Source organism: Acinetobacter sp. NS-4 (genome assembly GCF_037402435.1).
Classification (GTDB): Bacteria; Pseudomonadota; Gammaproteobacteria; order Pseudomonadales; family Moraxellaceae; genus Acinetobacter.
Window position 1 is genome coordinate 117,139 of sequence record NZ_JBBEUE010000007.1, and the last position, 13,988, is coordinate 131,126.

The 13,988-nt window shown below is 43.0% G+C and carries 12 protein-coding genes; 6 read left to right on the plus strand and 6 right to left on the minus strand.

From position 1 onward, the window contains the following. Positions 1-138: 138 nt before the first annotated feature. Positions 139-672 carry a hypothetical protein gene (locus WAE57_RS07665; RefSeq protein WP_337709757.1) on the plus strand — a complete coding sequence of 178 codons (534 nt, stop codon included), beginning with the start codon at positions 139-141 and terminating at the stop codon, positions 670-672. A 132-nt stretch (positions 673-804) separates the two neighbouring features. Here WAE57_RS07665 and WAE57_RS07670 read toward each other — a convergent pair whose 3' ends face one another. Next, entirely contained in the window at positions 805-1,527 is a 723-nt protein-coding gene (locus WAE57_RS07670; RefSeq protein ID WP_301434973.1) for a hypothetical protein, read from the minus strand. Positions 1,528-1,927: 400 nt separating this feature from the next. Between WAE57_RS07670 and WAE57_RS07675 the strand changes: the two genes are divergently transcribed. Then, complete coding sequence (locus WAE57_RS07675; protein WP_086197715.1) at positions 1,928-2,200, plus strand: hypothetical protein; 273 nt, start codon at positions 1,928-1,930, stop codon at positions 2,198-2,200. Between the two features lie 203 nt (positions 2,201-2,403). Continuing rightward, on the plus strand, positions 2,404-3,279 hold the full coding sequence (gene tehB, locus WAE57_RS07680; protein ID WP_337709760.1) for an SAM-dependent methyltransferase TehB: 876 nt from the start codon (positions 2,404-2,406) through the stop codon (positions 3,277-3,279). Positions 3,280-3,403: 124 nt separating this feature from the next. Here the strand turns inward: tehB and WAE57_RS07685 are convergent, their stop codons facing one another. The 4 genes from WAE57_RS07685 to WAE57_RS07700 all read right to left on the minus strand — a co-directional run bounded on the left by WAE57_RS07685 (position 3,404) and on the right by WAE57_RS07700 (position 9,322). Further along, the gene (locus WAE57_RS07685) at positions 3,404-4,255 is read right to left on the minus strand and encodes a hypothetical protein (RefSeq protein WP_337709762.1); all 852 of its coding nucleotides are present in this window, start codon (positions 4,253-4,255) and stop codon (positions 3,404-3,406) included. A 168-nt stretch (positions 4,256-4,423) separates the two neighbouring features. After that, positions 4,424-5,596 carry an acetyl-CoA C-acyltransferase FadA gene (gene fadA, locus WAE57_RS07690; protein ID WP_337709765.1) on the minus strand — a complete coding sequence of 391 codons (1,173 nt, stop codon included), beginning with the start codon at positions 5,594-5,596 and terminating at the stop codon, positions 4,424-4,426. A gap of 12 nt (positions 5,597-5,608) precedes the next feature. Next, the gene (gene fadB / locus WAE57_RS07695; RefSeq protein WP_337709767.1) at positions 5,609-7,762 is read right to left on the minus strand and encodes a fatty acid oxidation complex subunit alpha FadB; all 2,154 of its coding nucleotides are present in this window, start codon (positions 7,760-7,762) and stop codon (positions 5,609-5,611) included. 510 nt (positions 7,763-8,272) lie between these two features. Further along, complete coding sequence (locus WAE57_RS07700) at positions 8,273-9,322, minus strand: AAA family ATPase (protein ID WP_337709769.1); 1,050 nt, start codon at positions 9,320-9,322, stop codon at positions 8,273-8,275. A gap of 189 nt (positions 9,323-9,511) precedes the next feature. On the opposite strand from WAE57_RS07700, the gene uvrC reads away from it, so the two are divergent. The 3 genes from uvrC (at position 9,512) to pgsA (ending at position 12,911) form a co-directional block, all read left to right on the plus strand. After that, positions 9,512-11,311: an excinuclease ABC subunit UvrC gene (uvrC, locus tag WAE57_RS07705; protein WP_337709771.1), complete on the plus strand. Its 1,800-nt coding sequence runs from the start codon at positions 9,512-9,514 to the stop codon at positions 11,309-11,311. Between the two features lie 109 nt (positions 11,312-11,420). Continuing rightward, positions 11,421-12,215 carry a thioesterase family protein gene (locus WAE57_RS07710; protein WP_337709773.1) on the plus strand — a complete coding sequence of 265 codons (795 nt, stop codon included), beginning with the start codon at positions 11,421-11,423 and terminating at the stop codon, positions 12,213-12,215. 108 nt (positions 12,216-12,323) lie between these two features. Further along, the gene (gene pgsA, locus WAE57_RS07715) at positions 12,324-12,911 is read left to right on the plus strand and encodes a CDP-diacylglycerol--glycerol-3-phosphate 3-phosphatidyltransferase (protein WP_237786835.1); all 588 of its coding nucleotides are present in this window, start codon (positions 12,324-12,326) and stop codon (positions 12,909-12,911) included. A gap of 800 nt (positions 12,912-13,711) precedes the next feature. Here pgsA and WAE57_RS07720 read toward each other — a convergent pair. After that, on the minus strand, positions 13,712-13,981 hold the full coding sequence (locus WAE57_RS07720; RefSeq protein ID WP_131290671.1) for an oxidative damage protection protein: 270 nt from the start codon (positions 13,979-13,981) through the stop codon (positions 13,712-13,714). Positions 13,982-13,988: the final 7 nt, after the last annotated feature.

The window sequence follows — 13,988 nt, forward strand, 5'->3', positions numbered from 1 at the left end:
GGCAGCTTTTTTAACGAAAGTTAGAATGTCCCGCAAGACCACTAGTCAGGGCTAACTGGCTGAAAGGCGTATACGCTATACAATTACAGGTGTCGACGGTTGTTTGTTTACTTCAATTCATTGTTGAGTAGAACTGCCATGAACCTGCTAAAAAATTTGTCCTGCGCAATCGTAGCGATTGCCGGAAGTTTTTCCATTTCATCTACTTTTGCCGATATAGCTGATACACCTGAATTAAGCCCCTTAACGGATTCAGAGTTAAGAGTTGAAGCCGAAATAGTACAGGTCATGTATGATCCACATGATCATCAACGAGAGAAAGCCTTGCAGCACCGGATTATGCAGATCCAGATGGATGCCCAGAATTTTGTCGTAGATCCTACTATTGTGATGACTATAGATCTGGTTCCTGAACCCCCTATGCCAGACATCAACAGCCTGCCATTGCCACTACAGCAATATGTTCTGGCCATTGCCCGAGGTTTGCAATCATCAGACCCACGAGAAGGCTTGTATATTCTGCTTGAGCCTTTTGGAATAAACCGTAATGCCGTAAATGTACAAATCGCTCGAGAGCAAATTTCATTGGGTGTGTTGGAAAATACCTTGCGAAATGAAGCGATCAGGCTTTCACAACAAGAGTTAAGTTCACCGAATAGCAATATACGCTAGTTTTTAATTCAGAATTTCTAAACGGTACTTATGTAAAAAACTTGCTTAAACCATAAAGAAAAAAGCTGCTGAAATAAAAAAAGATGCCAGAAGATGGCATCTTTTTTAGCGCTCATATGCGTTCAGGCAAGATTAAGCAGCAGATTTTTTAAACCAAGAGAAGAATGATTTTTTCTCAGCTTTTACTTCAGTTTTAACAGCATCCGCTTTTTCAGCAACAGCTTGTTTAACTTCAGTCGCTTTTTCTACAGTTGCATCTTTTGCTTCAGTGGTTGTTGCAACAGTCGCATCTTTCACTTCAACCGCTTTTTCTACCACAGCATCTTTCGCAGCTACAGTTTTTTCTACAGTTACATCTTTTGCTTGAGTGGTTTTAGCTACGGCAGTTTTTTTTGCTTGAGCAGTTTTAGTTACTACCGCATCTTTGGCAGCTACAGTTTTATGCGCAGCAGCGTCTTTTGCTTGAACAGTTTTAGCAACAGTCGCTTGTTTTGCGTCAGCAGCTTTTGCGACTACAACATCTTTGGCAGCTACAGTTTTATGCGCAGCAGCATCTTTTGCTTGAACAGTTTTAGCAACGGTTGCTTCTTTTACATTAGCAGCTTTTGCCACTACAGCATCTTTGGCAGCTACTGTTGTATGAGTAGCAGTTTTAGCTACGGCAGCAGTTTTTGTTTGAGTTGCAGCAGTTGTGGTTTTAACAGCAGTCGAAGTTTTTGCAGCATCTGTTTTTACTTGTGCTTTTGCAGCAGCAACTTTAGCGGCTGGAGTTGTTTCTACAGCAGCAGTAGCAGCCATAGCAGATGTAGTACCTGCAACTAAAGCGATCGCTACAGCAGTTTTAATAGTATTCATGTTGGTCACTCAATAGTGAGAATAAAGAGGGTTTTTGTACTGGATATTTTAACGCTCGAGATAGTTACTTTTTTTAATTGATCTGTTCAGATGTGCTTGATTGTATGAATATTCCACTAAATTTACAGAGTGATAACATGATGTTGCAAATGGGTTACACTGCTTTGTAAGTTCTTAGTCCTATCCGGGTTTGATTAAATAGAAATTGATAGTTTTGATGTTTATAATAATTGGATTTTTCTTGGGCTTTACCGGGTAAAACGCTCATGCAGTTGAACACAGGAATCTTATCTTTTCAAACATGACAGTTTTGCAATAGGACTGTCATTTGCCGTTCAAATTCGGTTGCTAGATTAAAACAGTCGCAAAGATCACGACATGAAATCTAGGCAGGTGAGTCATGAAAACCCTACACGTTTTTGATGATATTCAGCATGTATACAGTGAATTTGTTGAAAATAAAAAATACCCGAAACTGGAAAGCCTGAACAATTGGGGTAAAAACCGTTTTTTCTTTAATCAATACTTTAAAATGATTGAAGACTGGCATCATACCGAGCAGATTGTGATTCAGTTTAATCAGCAGTATTACAGTCTGGACACCGGTAGCGCCCCCGACTTTATGGATCAAGAAAAATATATGGAATGGTTGCGCGAACAACTGCTGCATTAAAAAATATTTATCTCGCTTTTTAAAGTTTCCCAAAAGACTGTCCGTATCGGGCAGTTTTTTGCTTTTCTATATGGTTTTTAGTTTGCCTGAATGGCATGTCGCTGGCTTATTTCAATCTGCTGTGGAACGGGCTATGCTAAAAACATAGATCATCAACTGATTGATTTCAGCCCGACCACCGATGCTTTGGAGAGCAGTCTTTTATGCAACAGCTTATGTGTTATAAAGAACTTCCTGTCTGGACACAGCAGAGTATCCCGCAAGGGTTTAAAAATAAGCACAATACCAAAGCTGGGACATGGGCAAAGCTGACGGTATTCAAGGGGGAGCTGCATTTTGCCATGCTGGATGAATCGGGTGCCGTACAGTCTGAGCATGTTTTTAGTCCAGAGCAGCAGCCTCCATTTATTGAACCGCAAGCGTGGCACAAAATTGTTTCTGCCAGTGATGACATTGAATGTCAGCTACAGTTTTATTGTCTGCCACAGGATTACTTCACTAAAAAATATCAGCTTTCAACCACGCACTCGGAAATTCTGGCTGCTACGCCATATTTGCAAGGTGGCCGTGCTTTGGATGTGGGTTGCGGGCAGGGACGTAATGCACTGTATTTAAGTCAGCATGGTTTTGAGGTGAATGCCTGGGATGTCAATGAAAACAGCCTGCAAAAGTTAAGGCAGATTATTCAGGCGGAGCAGATTGATAATATTCTGGTGCAACAGCGTGATTTAAATGCAGACTCAAGTATTAGCGGCCGTTATGACTTTATTTGCTGTACGGTGGTGATGATGTTCTTGCAAGCCCAAACGGTAAAACCTCTGATTGCACAGATGCAACAAGCGACCCAAGTGAATGGCTTTAACCTGATTGTCTGTGCGATGGACAAGGACGACCTTCCGGCACAGCCTGACTTTCCATTTGCCTTTAAGCAAGGGGAGTTAAGTGCGCTTTATGAGAGATGGAACATTGTTAAATACAATGAAAATGTCGGTGAGTTGCATCGGGTAGATGCACAGGGGAACCGGATTAAACAGCATTTTGCAACGTTGTTGGCGCAAAAGTTAGATCTAAGTAAGTGACGGGAAATAAAAGGCTTAGCTAATGATACAGCGAGTAGTAGAATAGATAATTTGCATGCTCTACTACTCGCTATATTTCATTTAGCTGAAAGTTTTTGTACTGCTTTGAATAATGAACTTGCTATTAATTCGTCTTTGTCTCAAATAACGGATTTAAAATTGCATCCACTTGGACAGTATGGTTTTTAGCAGAAAAAATATTACCTTTAAGCATGGCATGTTTATTCCATACAACTTCTTGTTTATCTAAGTCAAAAAGTCGTACCGAATAGTACTGGCCTTCTTTAGGCATATATGTAGTGACAATGCCAGCACCAGCCCCCATGGTTGCAAGTGTTACACCAACACTTAAGGCACCCATAGCAAATTTTGATCCTGTAGATGCATGTAAGCCATCAAGTGATGCAATAAAAATATAATTAGACTTAGACCAATCTTTTAAAGTGTTTACTGTTGCTGGTGTCAGTACTGGTTTATCTAAAGTTACTTTTTTATTTCGCGCATTTGCCAAATTCACTTCATCTGATTTAGCTATAAATTGATTAAATGTCAAAACTGCTTCTCGTTGATCAGCACTCATATCTACGTTGTTTTGATTCAAAAGAGGGTAACTGCTTATCGCTACGCGTTTTGTATTTCGATCAGCGAGGAAGTCATATTTTTTTAGCTGTTCTTCTGGCATAGTGCCGCATATAAAAGGAGATGCAGCCCCGCTTACTTGCACACCTTGCTGATTTAATTGTTGAGAGAACGCCCGAATAAACTTTTCACTGGTTAATTGAGATGGTTCGTTCAAAATAAGGTCTTTCCCAAGTTCATTGGTCAGTAAACATGAATTTACTAAAATAGCCACAGGTTTGGCTTTGACCGCAGATTGGGTTTGATTTAGTTGATTACGTACTTCAGTGGAAATTTTTGTAGTCGCGCAACCAGTTAATGCCAAACTAGTAATAAGGGGTAATACAATTTTTTTCATAAATGCTCTTATTTGATTTTGGTGAGTTTGCTTGAGAATTATGCATAAACAATATTAAACTTTAATAAATTTTTATTTAAATGAATATATTTCAGAATCTTAATTTTAAAAATAGATAAAAAGAAACCCCGCAATAAGCGGGGTTTCTTATCTCGAAGTATTTAAGAATTAAACACGTTCGATAATCGTTGCAATACCTTGACCTAAACCGATACACATGGTCGCAAGACCAATTTGTGTATCTTGCTGTTCCATAACGTTCAGCAATGTCGTTGTGATACGCGCACCAGAACAACCCAATGGGTGACCCAGCGCAATCGCACCACCGTTCAGGTTCACACGGTCTTGCTGGTCGTAAATGCCTAAGCCTTTAAGAACCGACAAACCTTGAGCAGCAAACGCTTCGTTTAACTCAAAAGTTTGAATGTCAGCAATTGACAGGCCAGCGCGTTTCAAAGCTTTTTGCGTTGCTGGAACTGGACCATAACCCATAATCGCCGCATCACAGCCTGCAACCGCCATAGAGCGAATCACAGCACGTGGCTTAAGACCAAGCGCTTGCGCACGTTCAGCAGACATCAGTAGCATTGCAGATGCACCATCAGACAACGCTGAAGATGTTGCAGCAGTCACTGTACCGCCTTTCGGGTCAAATGCTGGACGTAAAGCCTGGAATGCTTCAAGATTGGCATCTGGACGAATCACTTCGTCGATGTCGCACAGGATTTTGAAACCGTTTGCATCGTGACCTTCAACACCAATAATTTCGTTTTTGAAACGACCTTCTTGTGTTGCAGCCCAAGCGCGGCGGTGAGATTCAACACCGAACGCATCCTGTTCTTCACGGGTAATGCCGTTCATGCGACCTAACATTTCAGCGGTTAAGCCCATCATGTTAGACGCTTTGGCATAGTGCTTAGATGCTTCAGGGTTCAGGTCGATGCCGTGCATCATGCCGACGTGACCCATGTGCTCTACACCACCAATGATGAAGATATCACCCTGATTCGTTGCAATTTGCGCAGCCGCAGTGTGGATGGCCTGCATAGACGAACCACACAGACGGTTAACGGTTTGACCTGCAACAGTTTTAGGTAAGTCAGCCAATAAACCAATGTTACGGGCAATGTTCATGCCTTGTTCAAGTGTCTGGTTGACACAGCCCCAGATCAGGTCTTCAACTTCGTTGACATCAAACTGGTTACGAGCAACAAGTGCACGTACAAGTTCAGCAGAAAGGCTGTCAGCACGTACATTGCGGAACATACCGTTTTTGGTTTTACCCATTGCTGAACGTACGCCATCAACGATGACAACGTCACGCGGATTTAAAGTAGCCATTCACGTTGCTCCTTAACCGTAGAATTTTTTGTTGTTAGCAGCCATGTCACGCAACATTTGTGGCGCTTCATAAGCCTTACCTAAGTGTGCATATTTGTCGCAAAGCGCAACGTATTCAGCAACACCTGTTTGGTCGATGTAACGTGCAGGGCCGCCACGGAATGGAGGGAAACCAACACCCATAATCATCGCCATATCTGCTTCAGAAGCAGTTGCTACAATGTTGTCTTCCAGGCAACGAACAGTTTCGTTACAGAAAGCCAGCATCATACGGTCAATGATTTCCTGAGCATCAAATTCACGTTTTTCCGCAGTTGCAACAGATGCAACAAGCTCATACGCAGTTGGATCAACCACTTTGGCTTTTTTGCCTTTACGGTCAAGTTCATACTTGTAGAAACCAACGTCATTCTTTTGACCCAGACGTTTTGCTTCGTACATGGTTTGAATCGAACCTTTGAAGTCCGGTTTCATACGGTCAGGGAAGCCTTCAGCCATCACTTCTGCACCGTGAACGCCAGTGTCGATACCGACAACGTCCATCAGGTAAGCAGGACCCATAGGCCAGCCGAATTTTTCCATCACTTTATCGATTTGCTGGAAGTCAGCACCATCTTTAAGCAATAGGTCAAATGCACCAAAGTAAGGGAACAATACGCGGTTCACCAGGAAGCCCGGGCAGTCGTTGACAACGATTGGTGTTTTACCCATTTTCTGAGCAAGAACTACAGTTGTTGCAATCGCTTCAGCAGAGGTTTTCTCACCACGGATCACTTCTACCAATGGCATCATGTGTACCGGGTTAAAGAAGTGCATACCGACGAAGTTTTCAGGACGTTGCAGGTTTTCAGCTAAACGGGTGATTGAAATCGTAGAGGTATTTGATGCAATGATGGTGTTTTCGCGAACGTTTTTCTCGGTTTCAGCAAGTACGATACCCTTCACTTTAGGGTTTTCCGTTACTGCTTCAATTACGATGTCCACTTCTTTAAACTCGTCATAGCTTAAAGTCGGGCGGATGCGCGCAAGAGTTTCACCCATTTTTGCAGGGGTCATTTTCTTACGTTCAACTTGTTTGGTCAGTAAGCCGTTTGCTTCTTTCATACCCAAAGCAAGTTGCGGATTACCAATGTCTTTCATGATGATTGGTGTGCCTTTGCTTGCCGCCTGGTAAGCAATACCACCACCCATGATACCTGCACCAAGTACAGCTGCCTGGTTTACAGGATGCGCACCTTTTTCATAGCGCTTAGAGGTTTTCTTCACGATTTGGTCGTTGATGAATAAACCGATCAACGCACCTGCTTGCGGTGTTACCGCAGCTTTTGCAAAACCTTCAGCTTCAAATTTCAATGCTTCGTTACGTGGAAGGCTTGCACCTGCCTGTAATGAATCAAGAAGAAGTTTTGGCGCAGGGTACTGAGCAGGGTTTGCTTTTGCAAGAACAGCACCTTTTGCTGAGTTGAATGCCATCATTTGCTCAAGCATGTTCAACTTAACAGGGTCTAATTTTTCCTGACGTTTTGCTTTCCAGTCCAAACGGCCAGCAATGGCTTGTTTAACCAGGTCAATCGCAGCATCTTGTAATTTGTCCGCAGCAACCACAGCATCAACAGCACCATCTTTCAGTGCAGCAGCAGGTTTTTTAGGATTAGCCATTGCCATCCATTCAACCGCATTGTCGATACCGATTACACGGCTTAAACGAACCGTACCACCGAAGCCCGGGAAGATACCGAGTTTGATTTCAGGAAGACCGACTTGAGCTGCTTCTGACATTACACGGTAGTCACAGACCAGGCACATTTCAAAGCCGCCGCCCAATGCCATACCATTGATTGCAGCAACTTTAGGAATCTCTAAATCTTCAAATGCGTTGAAGATGTCGTGAACAGGCAATGCCCAATCCACAATCGCTTTTTCGCCTTGTGCGAAGTTTTCACCGAATTCAGTGATGTCAGCGCCAACGATAAATGTTGATTTAGCTGAGGTAACGATTAAACCTTTTACTTCGCTATTTGCTTTAACCGCTTCAATTGCAGCTTTAAAATCTTCAATTGTTGCACGGTTAAATTTGTTGACCGACTCACCTTGTAAGTCAAAGCGGAATTCTGCAATTCCGTCCGAAAGCATTTGGACGGTAATGGCATTGCCAGCGTGGATCATGCCTGATCTCCTTTATTTTGGAGGACTTCTAAGTTGATGTTGTGAAGCGTGTACGCAATTTCAGCGTACATTTATGCTTCGCCAATCTTACGATAACTATATCCAAAAAGAACATAACAAGTTGTATCAAGCCGTGACGCAAGGGTCATCAATTTTTTTTCAACAAACCCTTGTAGTGGGCAGCTTTATTTTTACTGTGCTGGGTAAAAATGTGATGAACTTTTTGTTTAAATTAGGATTTTTTAATAATTTCGTGACTATTTATATCTGGGATAAGTACCGGATTTCAAGTTTTTTATGGCTTTGTTTTGGTCAAAAAGGTCAATTGGGCTAAATTTAGCGCTCATTCAAGTCATGCTTGCAGCAAAGTTTTAAGCAAAAGATTGCAAATGGCAGCGCTGATGAGCATTTTATTGAAATAAAAGTGAACGCAGTTTGCAGTCAAATACGCTGCCGAATGTTTGACTGCATAGAGAGTTTAGCAGGGTATGTAGAAGACTATTTAGAAGCTTATTCAGCTTGAATCATCAATTGTCCATCAGCAAAGTTCACCGTGAGCTGAGCTTTTTCAGGATAATTTAAAAAGTAAATGGCCAGAATCGGTTCCAGTTCAGTTCGCATTCTGCGGGCTAAATGGCGTGCGCCAAAACGGATATCATGACCTTTATAGAAGTGTGCTTTGGCTGAATCGGTTAAAATCACCGCACGTTTTTGATGCTGCAGGCGCTGATTTAGCTTTTGCAGTTCAATGTCCACCAGTTTTGGCAGGGCATCATCCTGAACGGCTTGATAATGCAGAGTGCGATCAATCCGGTTTAAAAACTCGGGATCGAATTTTCTAAACATGACTTTTTCAATGATGGTTTTGGTCGGCACTTTTTTCAGACAGAGATCCTGAATTTTCTTGGGTAGAAAATTCAGTTTGTTCAGATATTGCTGCGCAGCTTGTGCCCCAATATTACTGGTCATAAAGATCATGCAGTTACGAAAGTCGATGGTTTTGGTGCCGGAGGTCAAGGTTAGTTTGCCGGTGTCCAGTACATTCATTAGGCCACGAATCACTTCAGTGGAAGCTTTTTCCAGCTCATCAAACAATACAATGCCCGGGCGGGTATGACTGCCTGCAATCGCTGTTTCATCAAACAGGCTATGACCTTCTTTAGAGCCGACATAACCCGGAGGTGCGCCGGTAATAGCTGCCGCATAATGTTCCTGTGCCAGAGTGTTCATATCGATGCGGCAAAATGCATCCGGACGGCCATAAATAGCCTCAGAAATTAAGCGTACCGTTTCGGTCTTGCCGACACCTGTCGGGCCAAGCATTAAGGTTACGGACAGTGGACGATCGGGACTGGAAAAATCGGCTTTGACCACATGCAGCATTTTTTCAATTTCATGCAGTGCCGCATCCTGTCCAATAATACGCTGTTTCAACAGCTGCATGACTTCAAACGGTTCAAAATGAAAACGCGACTTGCCAATCAATTTATCTTTTTCAGATGTGCTATGCGTTGCAGTTACAGGCTTAACGATATGCATGGCATGATTGTGGGTCGTCATTCAGTTTGATCCAAATTCTTCAGATGGCTTGAGCATAGCAAAATAAGCCCGATTTACTTATAGCTTTTAGCAATCAGGTGATTGCTGGAACTTTGCATGATTATGGGGAAAATACCGAATTGGCTTGAAAATGGCGTTAAAACCATCACATCATGTAGCAAAGTTTATGCAATTTAAATCAGGCTGAATGTGAACGAAAACGCACGAGAACATATTGAAAAGATTTTAGCCCATATGACCACTTTACCGGGCGTGTATCGTATGTTGGGCCAGGATGGCGAATTGCTGTATGTCGGTAAGGCCAAGAATCTAAAAAACCGTGTGTCCAGCTACTTTGTCAAAACCATCGAACATCCGAAAACGCAGGCTTTGGTGGCGCGTATTTATGATATCGAAACGCTGGTAGTTCGCTCGGAAACCGAAGCTTTATTGCTGGAACAGAACCTGATCAAGCTGCATCGTCCACCGTATAACATCATGCTGCGCGATGATAAATCTTACGTCTACATTTTTGTTTCCAGCGACAAGCCTTATCCACGTATTGCTGCGGGCCGTGGCAAAGGCAAGCATCAGGTGGGTAAGTTTTTTGGGCCTTATCCCAGTGCCTATAATGCCCGCGATACTTTGGTGGTACTGCAAAAACTGTTTAATGTGCGGCAGTGTGAAAACAGCTATTTTGCCCAGCGCAAACGTCCCTGTTTGCAGTACCAAATTAAACGCTGTACCGCGCCTTGTGTGGGGCTGATTTCGCCTGAAGATTATCAGGAAGATGTCAATAACTCGATTCGCTTTTTACAGGGCGATACCAAAGAGCTGAATCAAGAACTGATTGCCAAAATGGAAGCGGCAGCAGAAGCGCTGGAATTTGAAAAAGCGGTATTTTATCGTGACCGTATGGCGCTGCTGCGCGATGTGCAGTCGCAACAGGCGATTTATAAACTCAAGGGCGAGGCCGATATTCTGGCCATTGCCTATCATGCCGGGGTGACTTGCGTGCAAATCATGCATGTACGTAATGGCAAAATGCTCGGGGGTAAAAGTTATTTTCCTGATATGTTAGGTGATGATCTGGGACAAATGCTGTCTGACTTCATGGCGAACTTTTATTTTCAGGTCGCCGATGAAGTGCCTGCCGAGCTGATTGTCAATGTTGAAATTCCGGATCGCAAAGAGCTGGAACAGGCACTGCAACAGGAATTCGCCAAGAAAGTACAGATTAAGCACAATGTTCGGGAAACCCGGGCCGAATGGCTGGAACTGGCCAATATGAATGTGCAGCATGCCATTAAAGGACAGCTGGCCAATCATTTTGAACTGAATGAACGCTTTCATCAGCTGGAACAGGTGGTCGGCCGTCCGATTGACCGGATTGAATGCTTTGATATCTCACATACCATGGGTGAAGCGACTATCGCTTCCTGTGTGGTATTTGATTCGGGCGGTGCACGGAAACGTGATTATCGCCAGTTTTCCATTGATGATATTACCGGCGGGGATGACTATGCGGCTATGCGCCAAGCACTGACCCGTCGCTATAAAAAAGCCATGTTGCCCGATTTATTGCTGATTGATGGCGGTAAAGGACAATTGCATATGGCGATGCAAGTGATGCAGGATCTGGGACTGGATGCCTTTATGGTCGGGGTATCCAAAGGTGAGGGGCGTAAACCCGGTCTGGAAACCTTACATTTTACCGATGGCACCAAAATCCAGTTACCTGAAGACCATAAAGCGCTGCATCTGATTCAGCAGGTGCGTGATGAAGCACATCGTTTTGCCATTACCAAACACCGTGCCAAACGCGACAAGAAACGTGGCTCATCGGTACTTGAAGTGATTCCTGGATTGGGACCTAAACGCCGCCGTGATCTGCTGACTCATTTTGGTGGCATTCAGGGTGTACTCAAAGCTTCGGAAAATGATTTGAAGCTGGTGCCCGGTCTTGGAGACGTGATGGCTAGAACAATTTATAAGGTGCTGCATGAATAAATGCAGGCAAATTGGCCAAAGTGCTCACTGACGCTTGAGTCATTGATCATTCACAACATTTAAAAATAAGTGAAAGATAGAGCCAATAAAAAACTCCAAAGGACGAAGGATGTCACTGCGCCAATTATTTACCGCAATTGAACAGGATGAATGGGTCAATATTCCAGAAGGTTGGTTACAGGGGCGCACCATTTATGGAGGACTGGTGGCCGGGATGATGATGCAAAAAGCCTTGTTCGCTGTTGCAGATGCAGAAAAACAGCTGTTAAGCACCAGCGTGACCTTTGTCGGTCCGGTGCAAATGGCACCGGTTCGCTTAAGCGCTGAAATCTTGCGTCAAGGCAAGTCCGTGACCACGGTTGAAGTGCGACTCTGGCAGGATGATGTGGTGCAAAGCATTTTGATAGCCAGTTTTGGTACCCAGCGCCAGTCGGCGATTTCGGTACAACAGGAACGCGTTGCACCAGAGTTTCCAGCACCCGAGCAATTAAATGTTGCGGTACATCATCCTCTAGCGCCGGAATGTTTTGCGCAGATGGATTTGGTCTGGGTGGATGGGCAGTATCCATGCAGTGCAAGTCAGAAACCTGATTTTAGTGGCTGGATGCGGTTTAATCCGGAGTTGCATGAGAATCGGGAAATGACGATTGCCGACTTGATGGTGGCCTTTGATATGTGGCCTCCGGGTGTCCTGCCGATGTTTAAATCATTCGCACCGGCCAGCTCACTGACTTGGCACGTGACCTACGTGCACCCTTTAAACAGTCATCTGCATGACTGGTTTAAATATAAAGTATTTACCGATTATGCCGCAGATGGTTATTCCACTGAATATGCCCATCTTTGGGATGCAGAAAATAGGCTGATTGCGATTTCCAGACAGACAGTTACCGTGTTTGCCTAGTGACACTTTAGGGCAATTCGTATAAAGTGACTCTAATTAACGATGAATCAATCCTCAAAATATGTGTGGTTTTTCATTGTACATACAGGGGAAAAATTGGCGGTGTCTATGACTACAGGTCGCATCCTGAATATTCCGAATATCTTGACTTTGGCGCGTATCGCTTTAATACCCGTTTTCTTGCTGGTGGCATATTGGCCACCTGCAGTTGGTGATGCAGGTCATGATACAAATATGACTCGTCACATTATTTTAACGGCCATTTTTGTCATTGCTGCAGTAACCGACTGGTTCGATGGCTATTTGGCGCGCTCACTCAACCAAACATCTGCATTTGGCCGGTTTTTAGATCCTGTAGCCGATAAGCTCATGGTTGCGGCTGCCCTGATTGTTCTGGTGCAATGGCAACCGAGCATATCTATGGCTTTTGCAGCGATTGTGATTATTTCACGTGAAATTACGGTATCTGCCTTACGTGAGTGGATGGCCGAGCTGGGGGCACGTACCAGTGTTGCTGTATCCACGGTGGGTAAATATAAAACAGCTTTCCAGATGATTGCGATTTCGGTATTTTTACTGAATTGGCAACCGTTTGAAATGTTGGCTTATGCATTACTTTACACTGCGGTGATTTTGACCTTATGGTCAATGTTTATCTATTTAAAAGCTGCCTGGCCTTATTTAAAACAGCCTTGAGTTCAGCTTTAAAAAATTCAAAAAACGTCCTTGATGGGCGTTTTTTTATTTCGATGCTACTTTTTAGGAAAAACAATCAACAAAGGCAGACAAAAAAAATCCTAGATTTTGGGGGAAACCTAGGATTGAAATCGGGGATATTTATAGTTGTAATAAGATGGAAACCATCTACTTGAGACCAAGTATAGGAGAGGAAAGCGGCTAAATCATGTGGTTTATTGTGTTGTAATGTATACATTTATTTAAAAATGTAGTTTTGAATTACAGTTATTTCTAAATGTTAAAAAGATTTATGAGATAAGTGGAATTTTTAAAATTAAAAATAAAATAGAGAATTAATGTCTTATTCGGATTTTTTAGGAAAGATAAAAAGCCTAGAAAAGATGTTTTTTAACTATCAGGCTACCTTAGAAAAATATCATCAGAATTGATTTAACGGAGTAGCTCCCTGCTTTTTTAAAGGAAGGTTGGGTGGATTTAAGTATTAAAAAGAGACTCTTTCAGATACTTGCCTACGTGCAGCATAGCTTCTCATCTTGCAGAAAAATAAGGCAGCGCCTTAGTTTTTCAATTCCAAGCATAGTTCTGGCCTTGTGGCGTGGCGGAGCAGTGCTCTTCAAAATAAAAAGGAGCCTTTAAAAGACCCCTTTATGACAGTTGAAACTACGCACTTCGCTTGTCTTGCGTAATTTTTAGAGCAGAAAAAAAAGAAATCCCCAATAAAGGGGATTCTTTTTAGATTAAAGCCTACGCGAGCAAAGCTCTTGCCTTGCGTAATTTTCAAAGCAACGCTTTGAAAATTACTCAGGCTTTAGACCTTCAGCCTTTTCTAAGCTCTCATCATTGCTGAAGAATTTTTCGCGTTGTTCTTCAAGAAATTTTTTCGCATCTGGTTCAAACACGTTCAAACGTTTTTCATTGATCAAGGTGGTCTGGTGTTTAAGCCATTCCTGCCAGGCTTGTTTAGATACGGTATCAAACAATTCCTGACCCTTTGCACCAGGGAACGGTGCAAAGTCTAAACCTTCCATTTCTGTTTGATACTTACGGCAAAAAACTTGTCGAGACATATCAGTA

What these genes read in the sequence shown, in the direction of transcription:
- WAE57_RS07665 (WP_337709757.1), top strand. Translation starts at nt 139, where the DNA reads ATGAACCTGCTAAAAAATTTGTCCTGCGCAATCGTAGCGATTGCCGGA.
- WAE57_RS07670 (WP_301434973.1), bottom strand. Translation starts at nt 1,527, where the DNA reads ATGAATACTATTAAAACTGCTGTAGCGATCGCTTTAGTTGCAGGTACT.
- WAE57_RS07675 (WP_086197715.1), top strand. Translation starts at nt 1,928, where the DNA reads ATGAAAACCCTACACGTTTTTGATGATATTCAGCATGTATACAGTGAA.
- tehB (WP_337709760.1), top strand. Translation starts at nt 2,404, where the DNA reads ATGCAACAGCTTATGTGTTATAAAGAACTTCCTGTCTGGACACAGCAG.
- WAE57_RS07685 (WP_337709762.1), bottom strand. Translation starts at nt 4,255, where the DNA reads ATGAAAAAAATTGTATTACCCCTTATTACTAGTTTGGCATTAACTGGT.
- fadA (WP_337709765.1), bottom strand. Translation starts at nt 5,596, where the DNA reads ATGGCTACTTTAAATCCGCGTGACGTTGTCATCGTTGATGGCGTACGT.
- fadB (WP_337709767.1), bottom strand. Translation starts at nt 7,762, where the DNA reads ATGATCCACGCTGGCAATGCCATTACCGTCCAAATGCTTTCGGACGGA.
- WAE57_RS07700 (WP_337709769.1), bottom strand. Translation starts at nt 9,322, where the DNA reads ATGACGACCCACAATCATGCCATGCATATCGTTAAGCCTGTAACTGCA.
- WAE57_RS07710 (WP_337709773.1), top strand. Translation starts at nt 11,421, where the DNA reads ATGTCACTGCGCCAATTATTTACCGCAATTGAACAGGATGAATGGGTC.
- pgsA (WP_237786835.1), top strand. Translation starts at nt 12,324, where the DNA reads ATGACTACAGGTCGCATCCTGAATATTCCGAATATCTTGACTTTGGCG.
- WAE57_RS07720 (WP_131290671.1), bottom strand. Translation starts at nt 13,981, where the DNA reads ATGTCTCGACAAGTTTTTTGCCGTAAGTATCAAACAGAAATGGAAGGT.